General features: G+C 67.2%; 16 protein-coding genes. 6 read left to right on the top strand and 10 right to left on the bottom strand.

What is annotated here, in order from left to right:
• On the top strand, positions 1-1,914 hold a 1,914-nt coding region (locus A8M77_RS29375), incomplete at its 5' end, for a hypothetical protein (RefSeq protein WP_238137021.1).
• Positions 1,915-2,827: 913 nt separating this feature from the next.
• On the opposite strand, the gene A8M77_RS29365 is transcribed toward A8M77_RS29375, so the two are convergent.
• The 4 genes from A8M77_RS29365 to A8M77_RS36265 all read right to left on the bottom strand — a co-directional run bounded on the left by A8M77_RS29365 (position 2,828) and on the right by A8M77_RS36265 (position 4,025).
• Positions 2,828-3,103: a hypothetical protein gene (locus tag A8M77_RS29365; protein WP_086925001.1), complete on the bottom strand. Its 276-nt coding sequence runs from the start codon at positions 3,101-3,103 to the stop codon at positions 2,828-2,830.
• The gene (locus A8M77_RS29360; protein WP_086925000.1) at positions 3,096-3,428 is read right to left on the bottom strand and encodes a hypothetical protein; all 333 of its coding nucleotides are present in this window, start codon (positions 3,426-3,428) and stop codon (positions 3,096-3,098) included. The genes A8M77_RS29365 and A8M77_RS29360 overlap by 8 nt, the downstream gene beginning before the upstream one ends.
• Before the next feature lie 202 nt (positions 3,429-3,630).
• Positions 3,631-3,870, bottom strand: a complete 240-nt coding sequence (locus A8M77_RS29355; RefSeq protein WP_086924999.1) for a hypothetical protein — start codon at positions 3,868-3,870, stop codon at positions 3,631-3,633.
• The gene (locus A8M77_RS36265; protein ID WP_158101019.1) at positions 3,867-4,025 is read right to left on the bottom strand and encodes a hypothetical protein; all 159 of its coding nucleotides are present in this window, start codon (positions 4,023-4,025) and stop codon (positions 3,867-3,869) included. The genes A8M77_RS29355 and A8M77_RS36265 overlap by 4 nt, the downstream gene beginning before the upstream one ends.
• Positions 4,026-4,468: 443 nt before the next feature.
• Between A8M77_RS36265 and A8M77_RS29350 the strand changes: the two genes are divergently transcribed.
• The 4 genes from A8M77_RS29350 to A8M77_RS29335 all read left to right on the top strand — a co-directional run bounded on the left by A8M77_RS29350 (position 4,469) and on the right by A8M77_RS29335 (position 6,878).
• Positions 4,469-4,615, top strand: a complete 147-nt coding sequence (locus A8M77_RS29350) for a stereocilin (RefSeq protein ID WP_086925007.1) — start codon at positions 4,469-4,471, stop codon at positions 4,613-4,615.
• 36 nt (positions 4,616-4,651) lie between these two features.
• Positions 4,652-5,749, top strand: a complete 1,098-nt coding sequence (locus tag A8M77_RS29345) for an NAD(P)/FAD-dependent oxidoreductase (protein WP_086924998.1) — start codon at positions 4,652-4,654, stop codon at positions 5,747-5,749.
• Between the two features lie 91 nt (positions 5,750-5,840).
• Positions 5,841-6,149 (top strand): glycine zipper domain-containing protein, encoded by a 309-nt coding sequence (locus tag A8M77_RS29340; RefSeq protein WP_076998875.1) that lies wholly within the window; start codon positions 5,841-5,843, stop codon positions 6,147-6,149.
• 33 nt (positions 6,150-6,182) lie between these two features.
• Positions 6,183-6,878, top strand: coding sequence for a phage holin family protein (locus A8M77_RS29335; RefSeq protein ID WP_086924997.1), 696 nt, complete (start codon positions 6,183-6,185; stop codon positions 6,876-6,878).
• A gap of 10 nt (positions 6,879-6,888) precedes the next feature.
• Here the strand turns inward: A8M77_RS29335 and A8M77_RS29330 are convergent, their stop codons facing one another.
• Positions 6,889-7,956: a quinone-dependent dihydroorotate dehydrogenase gene (locus A8M77_RS29330; protein WP_086924996.1), complete on the bottom strand. Its 1,068-nt coding sequence runs from the start codon at positions 7,954-7,956 to the stop codon at positions 6,889-6,891.
• Between the two features lie 40 nt (positions 7,957-7,996).
• Between A8M77_RS29330 and rpiA the strand changes: the two genes are divergently transcribed.
• On the top strand, positions 7,997-8,698 hold the full coding sequence (gene rpiA, locus A8M77_RS29325) for a ribose-5-phosphate isomerase RpiA (RefSeq protein WP_086924995.1): 702 nt from the start codon (positions 7,997-7,999) through the stop codon (positions 8,696-8,698).
• 34 nt (positions 8,699-8,732) lie between these two features.
• Here rpiA and A8M77_RS29320 read toward each other — a convergent pair whose 3' ends face one another.
• From A8M77_RS29320 to A8M77_RS29300, 5 genes are all read right to left on the bottom strand, one after another.
• A complete protein-coding gene (locus A8M77_RS29320) occupies positions 8,733-9,368 on the bottom strand; it encodes a DUF4124 domain-containing protein (RefSeq protein WP_086924994.1) in 636 nt (211 codons plus the stop codon).
• A 34-nt stretch (positions 9,369-9,402) separates the two neighbouring features.
• The gene (locus tag A8M77_RS29315; protein ID WP_086924993.1) at positions 9,403-11,454 is read right to left on the bottom strand and encodes a M3 family metallopeptidase; all 2,052 of its coding nucleotides are present in this window, start codon (positions 11,452-11,454) and stop codon (positions 9,403-9,405) included.
• A gap of 34 nt (positions 11,455-11,488) precedes the next feature.
• On the bottom strand, positions 11,489-12,334 hold the full coding sequence (gene folD / locus A8M77_RS29310) for a bifunctional methylenetetrahydrofolate dehydrogenase/methenyltetrahydrofolate cyclohydrolase FolD (RefSeq protein WP_086924992.1): 846 nt from the start codon (positions 12,332-12,334) through the stop codon (positions 11,489-11,491).
• 76 nt (positions 12,335-12,410) lie between these two features.
• Positions 12,411-13,043 carry a response regulator transcription factor gene (locus tag A8M77_RS29305; RefSeq protein WP_086924991.1) on the bottom strand — a complete coding sequence of 211 codons (633 nt, stop codon included), beginning with the start codon at positions 13,041-13,043 and terminating at the stop codon, positions 12,411-12,413.
• Entirely contained in the window at positions 13,040-15,583 is a 2,544-nt protein-coding gene (locus A8M77_RS29300) for a PAS domain-containing sensor histidine kinase (protein ID WP_086924990.1), read from the bottom strand. The genes A8M77_RS29305 and A8M77_RS29300 overlap by 4 nt, the downstream gene beginning before the upstream one ends.
• Positions 15,584-15,727 lie beyond the last annotated feature (144 nt).

Genomic DNA, 15,727 nt, shown 5'->3' with positions numbered 1-15,727 from the left:
CCGCCTCCCGCACCACCTCCGCCGCCGGCGCCCCCGCCTGCCCCGCCAGTCGCGGGTGACATCGTGGACAGCACCGGAGCGATCGAGCCCGCCGCCTATGCCGCCATGGCCTACCGCTTCAACACCGACGCAGGTGTGGCCTACCGCTACGGCGCGCCGGCGAGCAAGACCGGTGTCGCCACGCTGCCGGAGCGCGCTGACGTCGGCGTGATGTCCGGCATCGGTTCGATCTACCAGCTCGGCCGCGAGGACTCGACCAACAACATGTACGTCTCCATCCACGCGGCCGCGATCGGTGTGCCGACGGGAGCGCAGAGCGTCGAGAACTCGGTGGTGTGGCTCCAGAACTCGGCAACCGACCGCCGCACCTTCCAGCAGCGGCCGCAGGTCCTCTGGCAGCAGCGCCGGCTCCTGCCGACCTCGATCGACGACTACCTGGCCCAGGGCGTGCTCGCGAAGAACGACCCCGCGGACCTACCGGTGGCCGAGCACCGCGGCGAGAACGCGGCCGACTCGCCGGCCACGCGCTTATCTCTGGTCGCCACGCAGGGCAGCCCGACCAAGGCGGCGAAGCTCTACACGGTGGGCACCCTGACCGCGCAGAACCGCGCATCCACCGCGTTCAAGGTCGGCTTTGTGCCTACGGCAATCGCGGTGACCGGCGGCGGCGAGTTCGCCCTGGTGAGCGGATGGGACGTGCCGAACACGCGCGGCCAGGTCGCGGTGGTATCGCTCGGCTCGGCCCCCCAGGGCTGGCAGCCTGGCCAGGCCCGCTACGACTGGTGGCATGGCTGGATGGACAACATGAAGCCCGGCTTCGTGGACCAGGGCAACTACGTGTTCATGAAGGTCATCGGCTACGTCGATCTGCCTTCGGACATGAAGGCGCCCACGGGCATCGCGGCAACGACCGGCATCCACCCCTACACGACGATGCTGAAGTATGACGCTGCGGGGCACATCTCGGCCTTCCAGTTCCTGGACTCGCCCATGGCTGCGAACCGCGCCAAGATGCTGCCGGGCGGCGAGGACTATGAGCGGTACGCCAAGGGCGGGGTCGCAGTGGTGGTCTCCAAGAGCGAGAAGCGCGCCGCCTTCATCGACCTCGGGCCGCTCTTCAAGTACACGAACGACATGTACCTGGGGAGCGCCGCGAGCAACCTCGAGACGCAGAACGTCGGCCAGGCCGCGACCCAGTGGCCCTACCCGCTGACCGCCACCTCGGCGCCCCAGGTCGTGAAGACGATGACGCTGGCCAGCCGGCCAACCGCCGTATGGACGACCGCCACCCGCAGCTACTGGAGCAAGGACGAGCGCCAGCGCATCGAGGCGTACCCATTCTGGAAGGATGATCCCCAGTACTCGCGCGCGGGCATCGCCACTGACGCCGGGGACGTGTTGCTGTACTCGCTCGGGCGCTACGCTGCCGGCCACAAGCCGACGTCACCGGTGCCGGCCGACATCCAGCAGGTGGGCGCCGTCACCGGCGTGGGCTCGAACATCACTCACCTGGCAGCGGCGAAGGGCTACACCGGCGTCGGCGACCCGATCAACGACCTGATCCTGTTCACGGACCGCGCGAACCGGCGCTGGGGCTGGGTGCGGATCGTGAACACCGGCGACACGCAGGCCACCGGCAGCGTGATCCGCACCATGGAGGACAGCCGCGTCGACCCGATCATGGTCACCAACGCCGACGACTATTCGACGCAGGGCAGGGTGCTGTCGGTGGCCGACTACGCCGGCGCCAGCATCTCCAACTACCGTTTCGGGGACGTGATCTACCCGGACGCGAGCAGCGGCTTCTGCACCCAGGCCGGCGCCTGCCCGACGCTGACGCCGAATGGCGAGTTCGCCGGCCGGCTGGCGCTGCCGTTCAAGCCGATCGCGGTGCACAGCAGCAACGTGCCATGACCTGAAGTTTCGAAATTTCGCAAATCGACCCCCGGCCTCGCGCCGGGGGCTTTTCTCATTGGGGAGCGCTATGCTCACCCAGTGCATTGCGTCCTGTACCGACTTCGCCGCTGGGGTGAAAAACTGCCTTTGGAGGAGGTAAAGGCTCGGCCTGAAGTTGGCTGGCTCGTCTATGGGTTGGTGCCTGGCACGAATCAGCGATGGGCCCGATTCTTCGATAGCGGGAGGAAGGTGGAGTTGGCGCAACTACGCACCGTGACGGAGATCAAGATCGAGAAAGGGGTTTTGATCAAGGGCTTGGAAGAGCATCCAGGCCGCGCCCCGACGAGGCAGGTGTGGTACTGCGTTCCCGGGGTGTTGGACGACATGACAGATTCATCGTAGGCATCGTGCGGGTTGATGGTGGGCCGGTGCTGATCTCCGGCATTAATGGTGCCCTATCGTGCTGGCCATCCATCGCCTTATAAGCGCGAGCGCATCAGCCCTGCGCATTCCACCATCACGGCTGCGGACTGCTACTGGGCCAGTCTGTTCACGGCCGCCGAAGCAACCGAACAATCCGCATGCGTGATGGCTGATGGCTATCCAGTGGTCAGCCCAGGGGCCTTGCACTGATTTCACGCGCAATCGGCGTCTAGCCATCACATCAGCGGGCCGGACGCTACCCCGACTCACTTCGCGTAGAAGGCGGAACCCACACCCGCCTATAGCCGCTGTTTTCCCGGGCTCTGTGTGGCTCGGCCCAGTCTCTATGCGTGGCTGCGATTTCTCCACGCCGCCGCTGATGTGATAGCCCGGTACTTCCAACCGGATGCGGCGGATGTTCAGTCCTACCGTCTGCCGCTGGGCGTCCCCTTTGGCGCAAGCCGGCCGAAGCCGAGCCCTCATTTTAAGTCACCCCCTGTACTGGTGACTATCCCTTTCCTTGCTCAGAGCGGGAGCGGATGGCGTCGGCAACCCCATGCTTGTCGAACCCATGCCGATGCTCCCAATCTGCGGCTATTGCCTCCCGCTCTAGCCTTACGGCTTCCTCTGCATAGGCTCGCATCTGGTCCAGGGTGAACAGATTGATGCACCCCGGGCAACCCACGTTGCCGAAATCCTCTGCCAAGAAGAAGTCGCTTTCGTCGTGGCTCTCACCAATGTGCCAGTAGCCGTAAGGCTTGGGCAACGGTGGCAGGTTAGACATCCCGGCTCTCCCCTTGGTAAGGACGAAGGGCGGCACACTCGTCAGCTGTGCGGCCGTACATATCAGTGCTGGTCCAGAAGTACACGCCATCGATGTCCGTGAACCCATACGCGCCCTCGGGGGCAGGGATCTCGGTCACGCGCACGCGAAAGCCGGCCTTGTTCGGTTTGATTGCCGGATCCAGTTCCATCGGCCCGAGGTTGCCCCATTCCTCGCAGAGCAGGCGGCGCGGAGAACGCTTCTCGACTGGCCTCCACGTCTCGTCGCCAAGCATGTACTTGATTCCCTTCGGGGGTTGCGGTTCGATCTTGGAAAGCAGCTTCATTACTTCTTCTCCTGGCCGGCTATACGAGAGGAGGCAGACGGCTCTTTTGCTCGGTCGATCGTCTTGCGCAGCCATTCAGCCCCGCCCAGGCGTTTCACCTTCGCCACCCGCTCCGCACCAACCCTCGCCCGCAGGACGGCGGAAGGCCCTTCGTCCTCGCTGACAGGGGGGCGGCCGGGCGGTCGTTCAATCCTGCGCTTTGTCATACGCTCCCGGTGGCCTTGGCGATGTAGGCGTCAGCAACAGCACGCGCCGCGCTCCAGCGGTCGCGCATCGTTCCGGAGACCCAATCGCGCATTGCTTCAACGGTTGTTGCCTTCAGCCGGTCACTGACGCGCATGCGAAAGATGACGCGATCCTCTTGAACTGAAAGGTCGAGTCCTACGGCGCTGCTGTCCAGAAATGCCAGTTCGTCCGGCCCCGGCGTGTGCTGCGCGCTCATGCCAGCACCTCAAGCAGCGCAGATTCCGGATGAATGTACGAGACCTCGATGACGCGCTCAGGGAAGAGCGCTTGACGGGCACCCCTGAAAGTCCATGCATCGCTTTCCAGCGCGAACAGGGCCTGGAAGTCACCATCCATCTTGACGATCCACATATCCGCTCTCCTTTGCTGTTTTCGATGGAGTTAATGTGCCACATAACGCGGTGGAATGCAAGGAATATTTGTGTCACAGAATAGGGGCGTGTTGTTGGAATGGCGCCCACAGCTCCGCTCGGGCGCTGATGCCCGCTATGGGTTCCGTACCCGGCCTGCCACTCCGGCATTCCACCCGGTGTAAATCTGGTGCAAAAAGCTGCTCGCGGCTGCCGTTTTCTGCCCGTCTGACCTGCTGTCTCCATTGGGAGCCGTAGCTACAGCGTGACTACTTCTGGCATTCACACTGCTGGGGTCGGAGGTTCGAAACCTCCACCGCCCACCAAATTCCTTTCTTTCCCATCATGCTGGCGTGTCGGCCGGTACCGACGTACGCTGCGGCTGAGCGCCACTTGCTCCGCTGTGCGCGGCCGCATAGAACGGTGCTGAAAGGAGAAATGGCCATGGCCACCAGCCCCGATCTTCCGACACCCATCACCTCCGATCCACCGGACGTGCCGGAGCTGCCGGTGGAGCCCGACAAGGGCCCTGCCGCGCCGCCGGAGAATCCCACCGATCCTGAGAAGCCCTTCAGCATCCATCCGGAGTGAAGGCCGAAGCTCGTCCAGCCCCGCTAAGCTTGCGTGATGGACGAATTCGATTGCGCCGTCATCGGCGCCGGCGTGGTGGGTCTGGCTGTCGCCAGGGCACTTGCGCTGGCAGGCCGCGAAGTCATCGTGCTTGAAGCGGAGGGCGCCATTGGCACTGGCACCAGCTCCCGCAACAGCGAGGTGATCCACGCCGGCATCTACTATCCCGCAGGTTCCCTCAAGGCCAGTCTGTGCGTCGAGGGCAAGCAACTGCTCTACGAGTACCTCGGGCAGCGCGGCTTGCCGCACCGCCGCTGCGGCAAGCTCATCGTCGCGACGGCGCCGGAGCAGGTCGCGCAGCTGGAGACCATCCTGGCCAAGGCGCGAGCCAACGGCGTCGACGACCTGGTGCTGCTCACGCGCGAGCAGGCGCGTACCCTGGAGCCGCAGCTGGAGTGCACGGCCGCACTGCTGTCGCCGAGCACCGGCATCGTCGACAGCCATGCGCTGATGCTGAGTCTGCAGGGCGACCTCGAAAGCGCCGGCGGCATGCTGGCGCTGAAATCGGGCGTGGCTCGCGCGCAGTGCGGGCAGGGCGCCATCGTCCTGACGGCAGAGGACGGCACGACGCTGCGTTGCCGCAGTGTGGTCAATGCCGCGGGGTTGGGCGCGCCGGCCCTGGCGCGGCGCTTCGAGGGCCTGCCGGCCAGCGCCGTTCCGCAGGAGTATTTCGCCAAGGGCAGTTACTTCACGCTCACCGGCCGCGCGCCCTTCAGCCACCTGATCTATCCCGTGCCCGAGGCGGCGGGACTGGGCGTGCACCTGACGCTCGACCTCGGCGGCCAAGCCAAATTCGGCCCGGACGTCCAGTGGGTCGATTCGGGCGACGACCTGGTGGTCGACCCCGCGCGGGGCGAGGTCTTCTACGCCGAGGTGCGCAGGTACTGGCCGTCGCTGGCCGATGGCGCGCTCGCGCCCGGCTACGCCGGCATTCGCCCGAAGATTTCCGGCCCTGGCGAGCCGGCTGCCGATTTCATGATCGGAGGCCCCGAGGCGCATGGCGTCACGGGGCTGGTCAACCTGTTCGGCATCGAGTCGCCGGGGCTCACCAGCAGTCTGGCGATCGGACGCCGTGTGGCGTCTTTGCTGCCGTAGGTCCACGCAGGCATGTACCATGGATGCCACGCCGCGTCAGGCGTGAAGTCGCCGGCGCGGTGCCGGCGCGAATCACCGAGGGAAGATTCCAATGACTGCAACCTCCAATCTCGAAGCAGCGGCCAACGCTGTGGCGGAAGACATCGCCAGCGACGTGCGCGGCGTGCTCGCCAGCAAGGAGCTCGACAGCGTTCCGCATATCAAGGCCTTGCGCCAGCGCATCGACAGCAAGCTGGCGATCGCGCGCGAGTTGGCTGCCGAAAAGAGCAAGCTGGCCGCGAAGAAGGCGCGCGAGGCTGCCAGCACCGCCAACGCCTACGCGCACGACGAGCCGTGGCAGATCGCTGGTGCCGCCCTGGCGGTGGGCGTGCTGGTGGGCCTGCTGCTTGGGCGCCGCTGATCGCGGCCCATCGGCCGCAGGCGGGGAGCAAGCATGAGGCTGCTCTCCCTCCTGGGGCTGGACGCCCGGGTGCGGCGATGGCGCATTGCCGCCGGCGAGGGCGCACTGGCCGCCGAAGACCGTGTCCAGCTGCTCCGGCTGGCCTGGGAGGAAGAGCGGCAGCGGCTGCGGCTGCTTCTGGCCCTGGCGATCGCGGTGATCGGCCTGACCACTGTCACGGTGGCGCTGCTGTCGGTGGCCGTGGTCGTGCATTTCTGGGACACGCCGAACCGCGTCGCGGCCGCGTGGTCGGTGGCCGTGGTGTGGATCGTGCTCTGGGTGGCGGCCGTCGCGGCTCTGGCGAGCACGCTGCGGGGGGCTTCCGGCGCCTTCGAGCCTGCGCGCCGCGAATTCGGGCGCGACTGGGAATGGGTGCAGGCGCGCTTCAATCTGGGCCATGAGGACGAGCCGCCCGCGCGCGACCGTGCTTTGCTCACCCGCGAGGAACTGCTGGCCCGCATCGCGCGGCAGCGGGAGCGCATTGCGACCCTGCAGGGCGCGCCATCCAAGGCAGCCGACGCGGCCCCGCCGGCTGACGAATCGGCCAGCGAGGCTGCTCTGCGTATCGCGCGCGAGCACCCGGTGACGGCCGGTGCCGTGGCTGCCGCTGCGGTGGCGGTGATCGGTCCGCGCCGCCTGCTGCGCTGGGCGACCGTGATCGTTCCCGTGCTCTGGCGGATGCGCCGCTGATCGGGCCCGGTCAGCGGCCGCGCCGGCGCAACGCCTGGGCGGCCTCGCGCACCAGCGCTGGCCCCTTGTAGATGAGCCCGGTGTAGATCTGGACCAGGTCGGCACCGGCTTCGATCTTGGCCTCGGCATCGGCCCCGCTCAGCACACCGCCGACCCCGATGATCGGGAAATCGGCGCCGAGGGCCGATCGCAGCTGGCTGATCACACGGTTGCTCGCCTCGCGCACGGGCGCGCCCGAGAGGCCTCCGGTCTCCTGTGCATGTGGAAGTCCCGCCACCGCCTCGCGCGATAGCGTGGTGTTGGTGGCGATCACGCCGTCCATGCCATGGCGGCGCAGGGTGGCGGCGATCACCTGCACTTGCGCCTCTTCGAGGTCGGGTGCGATCTTCACGAACAGCGGCACCCGCTTGCTATGGCGCCGCGCGAGGGCCTCGCGCTTGTCGGCCACTGCGCCAAGCAATGCATCCAGCGCCTCGTCGCTCTGCAGCGAGCGAAGGTTGGCGGTGTTGGGGCTGGAGATGTTGATCGTCACATAGTCGGCATGCGGGTAAACGCCGTCCAGGCAGATCAGGTAGTCGTCCACCGCACGCTCGATCGGCGTGGCGGCGTTTTTGCCGATGTTGAGGCCCAGCAGCATCGGCGCTCGGGCGACGTCGCGGCGGAAGCGCGCGCGCTGCACGTTGGCGACGAAGGCCTCGAGGCCTTCGTTATTGAAGCCCAGGCGGTTGATAAGGGCATCGCGCTGCGGCAGCCTGAACATGCGCGGCTTGGGGTTGCCTGGCTGCGCCTTGGGCGTGACCGTGCCGACCTCCACGAAGCCGAAACCCATGGCGGCGAAGGCGTCGATGCAGCGCGCGTTCTTGTCCAGTCCTGCAGCCAGCCCCAATCGGTTCGGAAAGTGCAGCCCCGCCAGCGTCAGGCGATCCTCCACGCGCGGCGCGGCGTACGCGCAGGCGAGCGGCGTGTTCTGCGTACGCGCGAGCGCGTCGAGGGTCAGTTCGTGGGCGTGCTCGGGATCGAAACCGAAGAGGAAAGGTCGGGCAAGCGTGTAAAGCGAGGAGGGCAGCAGCAAGGGCATCGGATAATGGCGGGCTTCGTCAATCCAAGGATTTTCCCCGATGAATTCCCCCGCTGGCGCGCCCGCCCTGTCCCAGGATGAGCTGAAGGCGCAGGTCGGTCGCGCCGCGCTCGCGTACGTGGGGAAGGGGGACATCGTCGGCGTCGGCACCGGCTCGACGGTCAACAAGTTCATCGAGGCGCTGGGGGGCATCCGCAAGGACATCCGCGGCGCAGTGTCCAGCTCGGTGGCCTCGACGGAACGGCTACAGGCGCTGGGCATCCCGGTGTTCGACAGCAACGAGGTCGAGGAACTCGCTGTCTACATCGACGGCGCCGACGAGATCGACGGCCGCGGCTACATGATCAAGGGCGGTGGCGCTGCGTTGACGCGCGAGAAGATTGTCGCGGCACAGTCACGGCGCTTCGTCTGCATCGCCGACGTGTCCAAGCGGGTCAACACACTCGGCGCGTTTCCCTTGCCGGTTGAGGTGGTCCCGATGGCCGCCCGGCGCGTGATCCGGCAGTTCGCCCGGCTCGGGGGAACTGCCAGCGTGCGGGAGAAGGACGGCGCGCCGCTGGTCACGGACAACGGCCAGCACATCGTCGACGTGACCGGCCTGCGCATCACCGACCCGCTCGGCTTCGAGTCGGAAGTGAACCAGTGGCCCGGCGTGGTGACGGTCGGCGTCTTCGCCCATCAGCGCGCGAGCATTTGCCTGTTGGGCACGCCCTCCGGCGTGCAGACGCTGCGCTTCGATTGAGCCGGGCCCCTGCGCGGCGCCTCTTCCTGGAAACCTAGAACTTGATGCCCGTCGGGTTGCTCGGCGTGGGGCCCTCTGCCGGTGTTGGCGGGGTCTGCGGTGCCGTCGCAGGCGCGGCGGCGGGGGGCCGCACGGCCGCCTGCGGCGCGGCCTGCACAGCGACCAGGGGCGTGGCGGGCGGATTGCGGTAGCCTGCCGGCAGTTGCGCGCTCTTGGGGTAGCCGGCCGCATCCAGGTACTGCGACCACTCCGGATCCGAGAAGCCCTTGAGATGCTGCGCGCCGATACTCAGCACCGGCAGCGAGGTCTGGCCGCTCAGGCGCTGCAGCGCTTCCACGTCTTCGTTGGACTTGATGATGCGCTCCTCAAAGGGAATGCCCCGCGTCACCAGCAGCGACCGGCCCGCGCTGCAGGGGCTGCATTCGTCACCGGTGTAGATCGTAACCGGGTAGCGCTGAACGACCTGCCGCAGTTCATAGGGCAGAGCCGGCCCCCCGGTGGAGGCCGCGGTGCCGGCGCGCGGCGCCGCAGGCTGGACATTGGCAGCCGGTGGCTGGTCGGAGAAAGTGACCTTGCCGTTCTTGTCGACATGGCGGTAGACCGACTGCGCCATGGCGGCGCCCGCGGCGAGTGCGAGAACGAGGACGGGGAGACGTGGGTGAAGCTTCATCGATGGCTTTCGTGATCCGACGCCGCGGAGTATCTCAGGCCGGCTGCGCCTCCACCATGCCCTGGTGTCGCAACAACGCATCGAGCTGGGGCTCGCGGCCGCGGAAGGCCTTGAAGGACTCCATCGCGGGGCGGCTGCCGCCGGCCTCGAGGATGGCCTGCCGGTATTTGCGGCCGGTCTCGATGCTGGGCTTGCCGTTGGCACCGGCGGTCTCCTCGAAGGCCGCGTAGGCGTCCGCACTCAGCACCTCGGCCCACTTGTAGCTGTAGTAGCCCGCTGCGTAGCCGCCCGCGAAGATGTGACTGAAGGTGTTGGGCGTGCGGCTGAAGGGCGGCGCGGGCATCACGGCGACCTCGGCACGCACCCGGTCCAGCAGCGCCAGCACGTCGCCGGGCTGGGCGGTGCTCGCGTCGTACTCGGTGTGCAGCAGCATGTCGAACAGCGAGAACTCGATCTGGCGCAGCGTTTGCAGCCCGCTCTGGAAGTTCTTGGCGGCGATCATCTTGTCGAACAGGGCGCGCGGGAGCGGCTCGCCGGTGTCCACGTGCGCCGTCATGTGGGCCAGCACCTCCCACTCCCAGCAGAAGTTCTCCATGAACTGGCTGGGCAGTTCGACCGCATCCCATTCGACGCCGCTGATGCCGGAGACGTCGCGCTCGTTGACCTGGGTCAACATGTGGTGCAGGCCGTGGCCGAACTCGTGGAAGAGGGTGGTCACGTCATCGTGCGTGAGCAGTGGCGGCTTGCCGTCGACGCCCTCGGCGAAGTTGCAGACGAGGTGTGCAATCGGCGTCTGCAGCGTGCCGGTGTCGGGGCGCAGCCAGCGGGCGCGCACGTCGTCCATCCAGGCCCCGCCGCGCTTGGCCGCGCGGGCCGAGGGGTCGAGGTAGAACTGACCGACCTTTTGTCCGTTGCGCTCGATGCGGTAGAACTCGACGCTCGGGTTCCAGACGGGCGCGCTGTCGCGCCGGATCGAGACTTCGAACAACGACTCGACGATCTTGAACAGGCCCGCCATGACCTTCGGCGCGGTGAAGTACTGTTTGACCTCCTGCTCGCTGAAGGCATAGCGCGCCTCCTTGAGCTTCTCGCCGACGTAGCTCCAGTCCCAGGGCTGCGGGTCCTGGAGGCCGAGCTGCTGGGTGGCGAAGACCTTCAGGTCCGCCAGGTCGCGTTCGCCGAAGGGCCGCGCCTTCGTCGCCAGGTCGCGCAGGAAGCGGATCACCTGGTCGGCCGAGTCGGCCATCTTCGGCACGATCGACAGCTCGCCGAAGTTCGGGTGGCCCAGCAGCTTCGCCTCTTCCTGGCGCAGCGCGAGGATCTCGCGGATCAGCGGCGTGTTGTCCAGCACCGGGTCGCCGAATTCGCTTGCACGGGTAACGTACGCGCGATAGAGCTTCTCGCGCAGGGCGCTGCTCTTGGCGAACTGCATGACCGGCAGGTAGGAGGGCATCTTCAGCGTGAGCTTGTAGCCCTGCTTGCCATCGGCCTCCGCGGCCGCGCGCGCGGCGCTGACCACGTCCTCGGGCAGGCCTTCGAGCTCGCCCAGCTGGGCGTAGTAGGCGAAGGCGTCGGTGGCGTCGAGTGCGTTCTCGCTGAACTTCTGGCTCAGCTCGGCCTGCCGCTCCTGGATCTCGGCAAAGCGCTTCTTGGCCTCGCCCTGCAGTTCCGCGCCGCCCAGCACGAAGTTGCGCACGGCGTTCCGGTGGGCCTGGCGCTGCTCCGCGTTCAGCGTGGCGGGATCGATCGCCTTGTACTTGGCATAGAGCCGCTCGTCGGAGCCGAGGCGCGTCCAGAAGGCGGTGACGCGCGGCATGGCCTCGTTGTAGGCCGCGCGCAGCTCGGGCGTGTCGGCCACCGCGTTGAGGTGGCCCACGGCGCCCCAGGCCCGGCTGAAGCGCTCCGAGGCGACGTCCAGCACCTTCGCGATGGCGGTCCAGTCGGCCGGGAACTCGGGCGCGGTGACCGTCTGAAGCGCCGTCTCGGCATCGGCCAGCAGCGTGTCGACGGCGGGCGCGACATGCTCGGGCTTGATCTGGTCGAACAGCGGGAGGTCTTGGAAATCGAGGAGCGGATTGTTGGTCATGGTCTCAAGCAGTTGGCGGTCGGGCCGGGTCGGTTCAAGAGCGCTCGGCGGCTTCCAGGGTGTTGACGAGGAGCATCGCGCGGGTCATCGGCCCTACGCCGCCCGGGACCGGCGTGATCCAGCCAGCCACCCTGCGCACGGCGTCGAAGTCGACGTCGCCGCAGAGCTTGCCCTCGTCGTTGCGGTTCATGCCCACGTCGATGATCACTGCGCCCGGCTTGACCATGTCGGCGGTGAGCACATTGCGCTTGCCGACCGCGGCCACCACCACGTCGGCCTGGCGCGTGAGGGCGCCCAGGTCCTGCGTGGCGCTGTGGCAGATGGTCACGGTGGCGCTCTTGGCGAGCAGCATCATGGCCATGGGTTTGCCCACGATGTTGCTTCGGCCGATCACGACCGCGTGTTTGCCGCGCAGTTCATAGCCGATCGACTCCAGCATCTTCATGCAACCGTAGGGCGTGCAGGGCCAGAAGCCGGGCTGTCCCGTCATGAGCGCGCCGGCGCTGGCGACGTGGAAGCCATCCACGTCCTTGGCGGGGGAGATCGATTCGATGACGCGGGCTGCGTCGATGTGCTTGGGCAGCGGGAGCTGGACCAGGATGCCGTGGATGGCCGGGTCCTTGTTGAGCGCATCGATGCGGGCGAGCAGATCGGCTTCCGGCAGTGTGGCAGGGTGGCGCTCCAGCACCGAGTGCAGGCCGGCCTCCTCGCTGTCCTTGACCTTGTGGCGCACATAGACGTGGCTGGCCGGATCCTCGCCCACCAGGATCACGGCAAGCCCGGGCGTGACGCCACGCGCCTTGAGCGCCTGCACACGGCGAGCCACATCGGCCCGGGTCTGCGCCGCGAGCGCGTTGCCGTCGATCAGTTGAGCTGTCATCGTTTTCGATTCTCCAAGTAAAAACGCCCGCTTGCGCAGGCGTCGGATTTGATTGTGGCTATGGGCGCGATGGCCGTCAGGCCTTGGCGGGCGAGGCAGCCTGCCCCAGCGCGATCTTGAGCAGGTCGGCCACCGTGTTGGCGTTGAGCTTTTCCATGATGTTGGCGCGGTGCGCCTCCACCGTCTTGATGCTGATGCCCAGGTCGTCGGCAATCTGCTTGTTGAGGCGGCCGGCGACGATGCGCTCGAGCACCTGCGCCTCGCGGCCCGTCAGCTTGGACAGCAGGGCATCGCGGCTGGCCGACTGCTGATGCTGCGCGAAGGCGCCGCGGGCATGCTCCAGCATGCGCTCGACCAGGGCCACCAGGGCCTCGTCGTTGAAGGGCTTCTGGATGAAATCCATGGCGCCCTTCTTCATGCTGTCCACCGCCATCGGCACGTCGCCGTGCCCGGTGATGACCACGATCGGGAGAGGCGAGCGGCGCTCGATCAGGCGGTCCTGCAGTTCCATGCCGGACATGCCGCCCATGCGGATGTCGACGATCAGGCAGGCGACTTCTCGGGGGTCGTAGCGCGACAGGAAGGACTCGGCGGAATCGAAGCAGCGGACCCGGTAGTCCTTGCCTTCGAGCAGCCATTGCAACGAATCGCGGACTGCTTCGTCGTCGTCGACGACATAGACCGTGCCCTTCTTCGGAATCAAACTCATGCAGGTACTTTCGTCTCGTTGCTTGCTACGGAATCGGTAGCGTCCAACACCGGAATCCAGAAGGAAAAACGGCATCCCACTACATCCGGGCCATTGTAGATGTTCTCCGCCCGCATCCGGCCGCGGTGCGACTCGACGATGGTGCGGCAGAGGTTGAGTCCGATGCCCATGCCTTCGGGCTTGGTGGAGAAGAAGGCCTCGTAGAGCCGGTCCATCACCTCGGGCGCCAGGCCCATGCCGGTGTCCTGCACCGAGAACTCGATGGCGTTCTGCCCGTCGATGACCTTGGGCAGCACCCGCAGCTCGACGCTGCGGCGCGCCAGCGGGCGGTTGGCCAGGTCGATCGACTCGGCCGCGTTCTTCAGCAGGTTGACCATCACCTGCTCGATCAGGATCGGGTCGACCCGCACCACTGGCAGGCGGGCTGCCACGTAGTGGTTGAGCCGCACGTTGCGCCGCCGCAGCTCGATTCCGGCCAGCTCCACAGCCTCGCTCACCATGGTCGAGACCTCGGCCGGCGTGCGGTTGGGCTCGCTGCGTTTCACGAAGGAGCGGATGCGCTGGATGATCTGGCCGGCCCGCTGGGCCTGCTTGGCGGTCTTGTCCAGCGCCGCGAGCAGGGCATCGGAATCGATCTGCTGGCCGCGGATGCGCGACATCATCCCGTTGCAGTAGTTGGTGATCGCGGTCAGCGGCTGGTTGAGCTCATGCGCCACACTCGACGCCATCTCGCCCATGGTGATCAGCCGGCTGGCGGCCTGGGCGCGGTCGGCCTGCGCGGCCGAGAGGTCCTCGGCCATGCGCCGCGGCGTGATGTCGGTGGCGATCACCAGCTGCGCGAGCCGGCCGTCGACCCAGGTCAGGTAGCGCGAGCGCACCTCCAGCCACTTGCCCAGGGCGGGCACGAAGATCTCGTTGTTGGCGGGTTGCGCGGCGGTGAGCTGATCGATCGGCAGGCCGGCGAAGGGGTCCACGTCGTCCAGCGTGTCGTCGTGCGCATGCGAAGCCGGCACGCCGGCCTGCGCCACCATGTTCAGGTGGCCGACCGTGTCGGAGCCGAACCAGAGCCGGTACAGCTTGTTGGCGAACAGCAGCTCCTCGCTGCCCAGCGGCGCGACGGAGACAGAGGCATCCAGCGCCTCCAGCACGGTGGTGAAGCGCTCGTAGGAGGCCGAGAGCTGCTCGCGGATGCGGGTGGGCTCGGTGATGTCGGTCATCGAGGTCATCCAGCCGGTCTGGTGGCCGCGCGCATCGATCAGCGGCGAGACGTAGAGGCGGGCGTTGAACACCGTGCCGTTCTTGCGCTTGACGCGCACCTGGAAGCCGCCGGGCAGGGCGCGGCCGTGCAGTTCCTCCTCGAGCCGCTCGTTCATGATCTCGCGGTCCGATTCCAGCCAGTAGGGGAAGGGCGGGGTCTGGCCGACCAGTTCGCTCTCGTCCCAGCCGGTCATCGCGCAGAAGGCGGCGTTGACGTAGGTGATGCGGCCTTCGAGGTCGAGCACGCGCATGCCGGTGAGCATGGAGTTTTCCATCGCGCGCCGGAAGTTGGTCTCGGCCACCAAGGCCTGCTGGGCCTGCAGCCGCCGCCGCGTGTGGCGCCAGGTGCCGATCAGCATCCAGCTCGTCATCACGCTGAGCGCGCCCACCAGCCAGAACAGGCCGTTGCCGACCACGCCCTGCGAGGTGCGGTAGGACTGTGCGCGCAGCACGAGGGCGTTGCCGACCGGCGATACGGGAACCTCGTACTCGTTGGTCTGCTCGGTCCACGGCAGGAGCCGCGTTTCCGCCTCGCGCGGACTGGCGACCGTGTTCCCGGCAATCAGGCCGCCCTTGGCGTCGATCAGCGAGACTGCATAGCGGGCCGACACCTCCGACGGCATGCCGTAGCGCAGCAGCCCATCGATCGAGAACTCGCCCAACACCTCGCCGGCAAACAGGCCCTGGTCGTAGAAGGGAATGTGCAACTGCAACATGGCCGTCGGATCGCCACCCGCCACCGGCTGCGAGAACACCGGCTGGCGCAGCTCACGCGCCAGCGCATAGTTGCTCTCGATGTCGCCCGGGCGCAGCACCTCGCCCACCGCATGCTGCTGCGCCGGGTGCACGCTGGGCGCGGCGTAGCCGGCCTTGAAGCGGCGCCGGTCGTCGATCCAGCTGATCGCCTGCAGCTCGGGGAACTGGCTGACCAGCGACTCCGCGCGGCTGCCGAACTCGGTGGCGTCGATCTCGCGGTTGGAGGCGTCGCGCGCCAGGCGCATCAGCTGCTCCTGCCGCTCCAGCAGGCGCAGGCGCACGCGCTGCTGGGCGTACTCCACATCGCGCTTCACCGACTCCTGCTCGCGCTCCACTTCTTCCGCCCGCAGGTACCAGAAGGCCGACACGATGGCGGCCAGGAACAGCAACACCGCCGCCAGCGGGGCCAGCATCGCCACCGCGTCCTGCAGGACCGGCGTCTGCCGGCGCCACCAGCGCCGCCACCACGACAGCGGCGAAGCGTGGACGGCGCTGCGCGCCACCGCGATCGGGGAGGAAAAGGGCATCGGGCGAGTTTAGGGGAAGGCCTCTGCGGGAGAGGGCTCGGCGCGGCAGTGACATGGCTGCGAATACGGCCACGTACTTCACAACTTCATTGATGAAACTCGATGAATTTCATATTAAGAAAACGCCGCGCACTATTTGAAATT

Origin of the sequence: Variovorax sp. JS1663 (assembly GCF_002157355.1) — a bacterium.
Lineage (GTDB): Bacteria > Pseudomonadota > Gammaproteobacteria > Burkholderiales > Burkholderiaceae_C > Variovorax.
The sequence above is the reverse complement of the archived record's forward strand: the minus strand, read 5'-3'. Positions and strand labels throughout refer to the sequence as shown.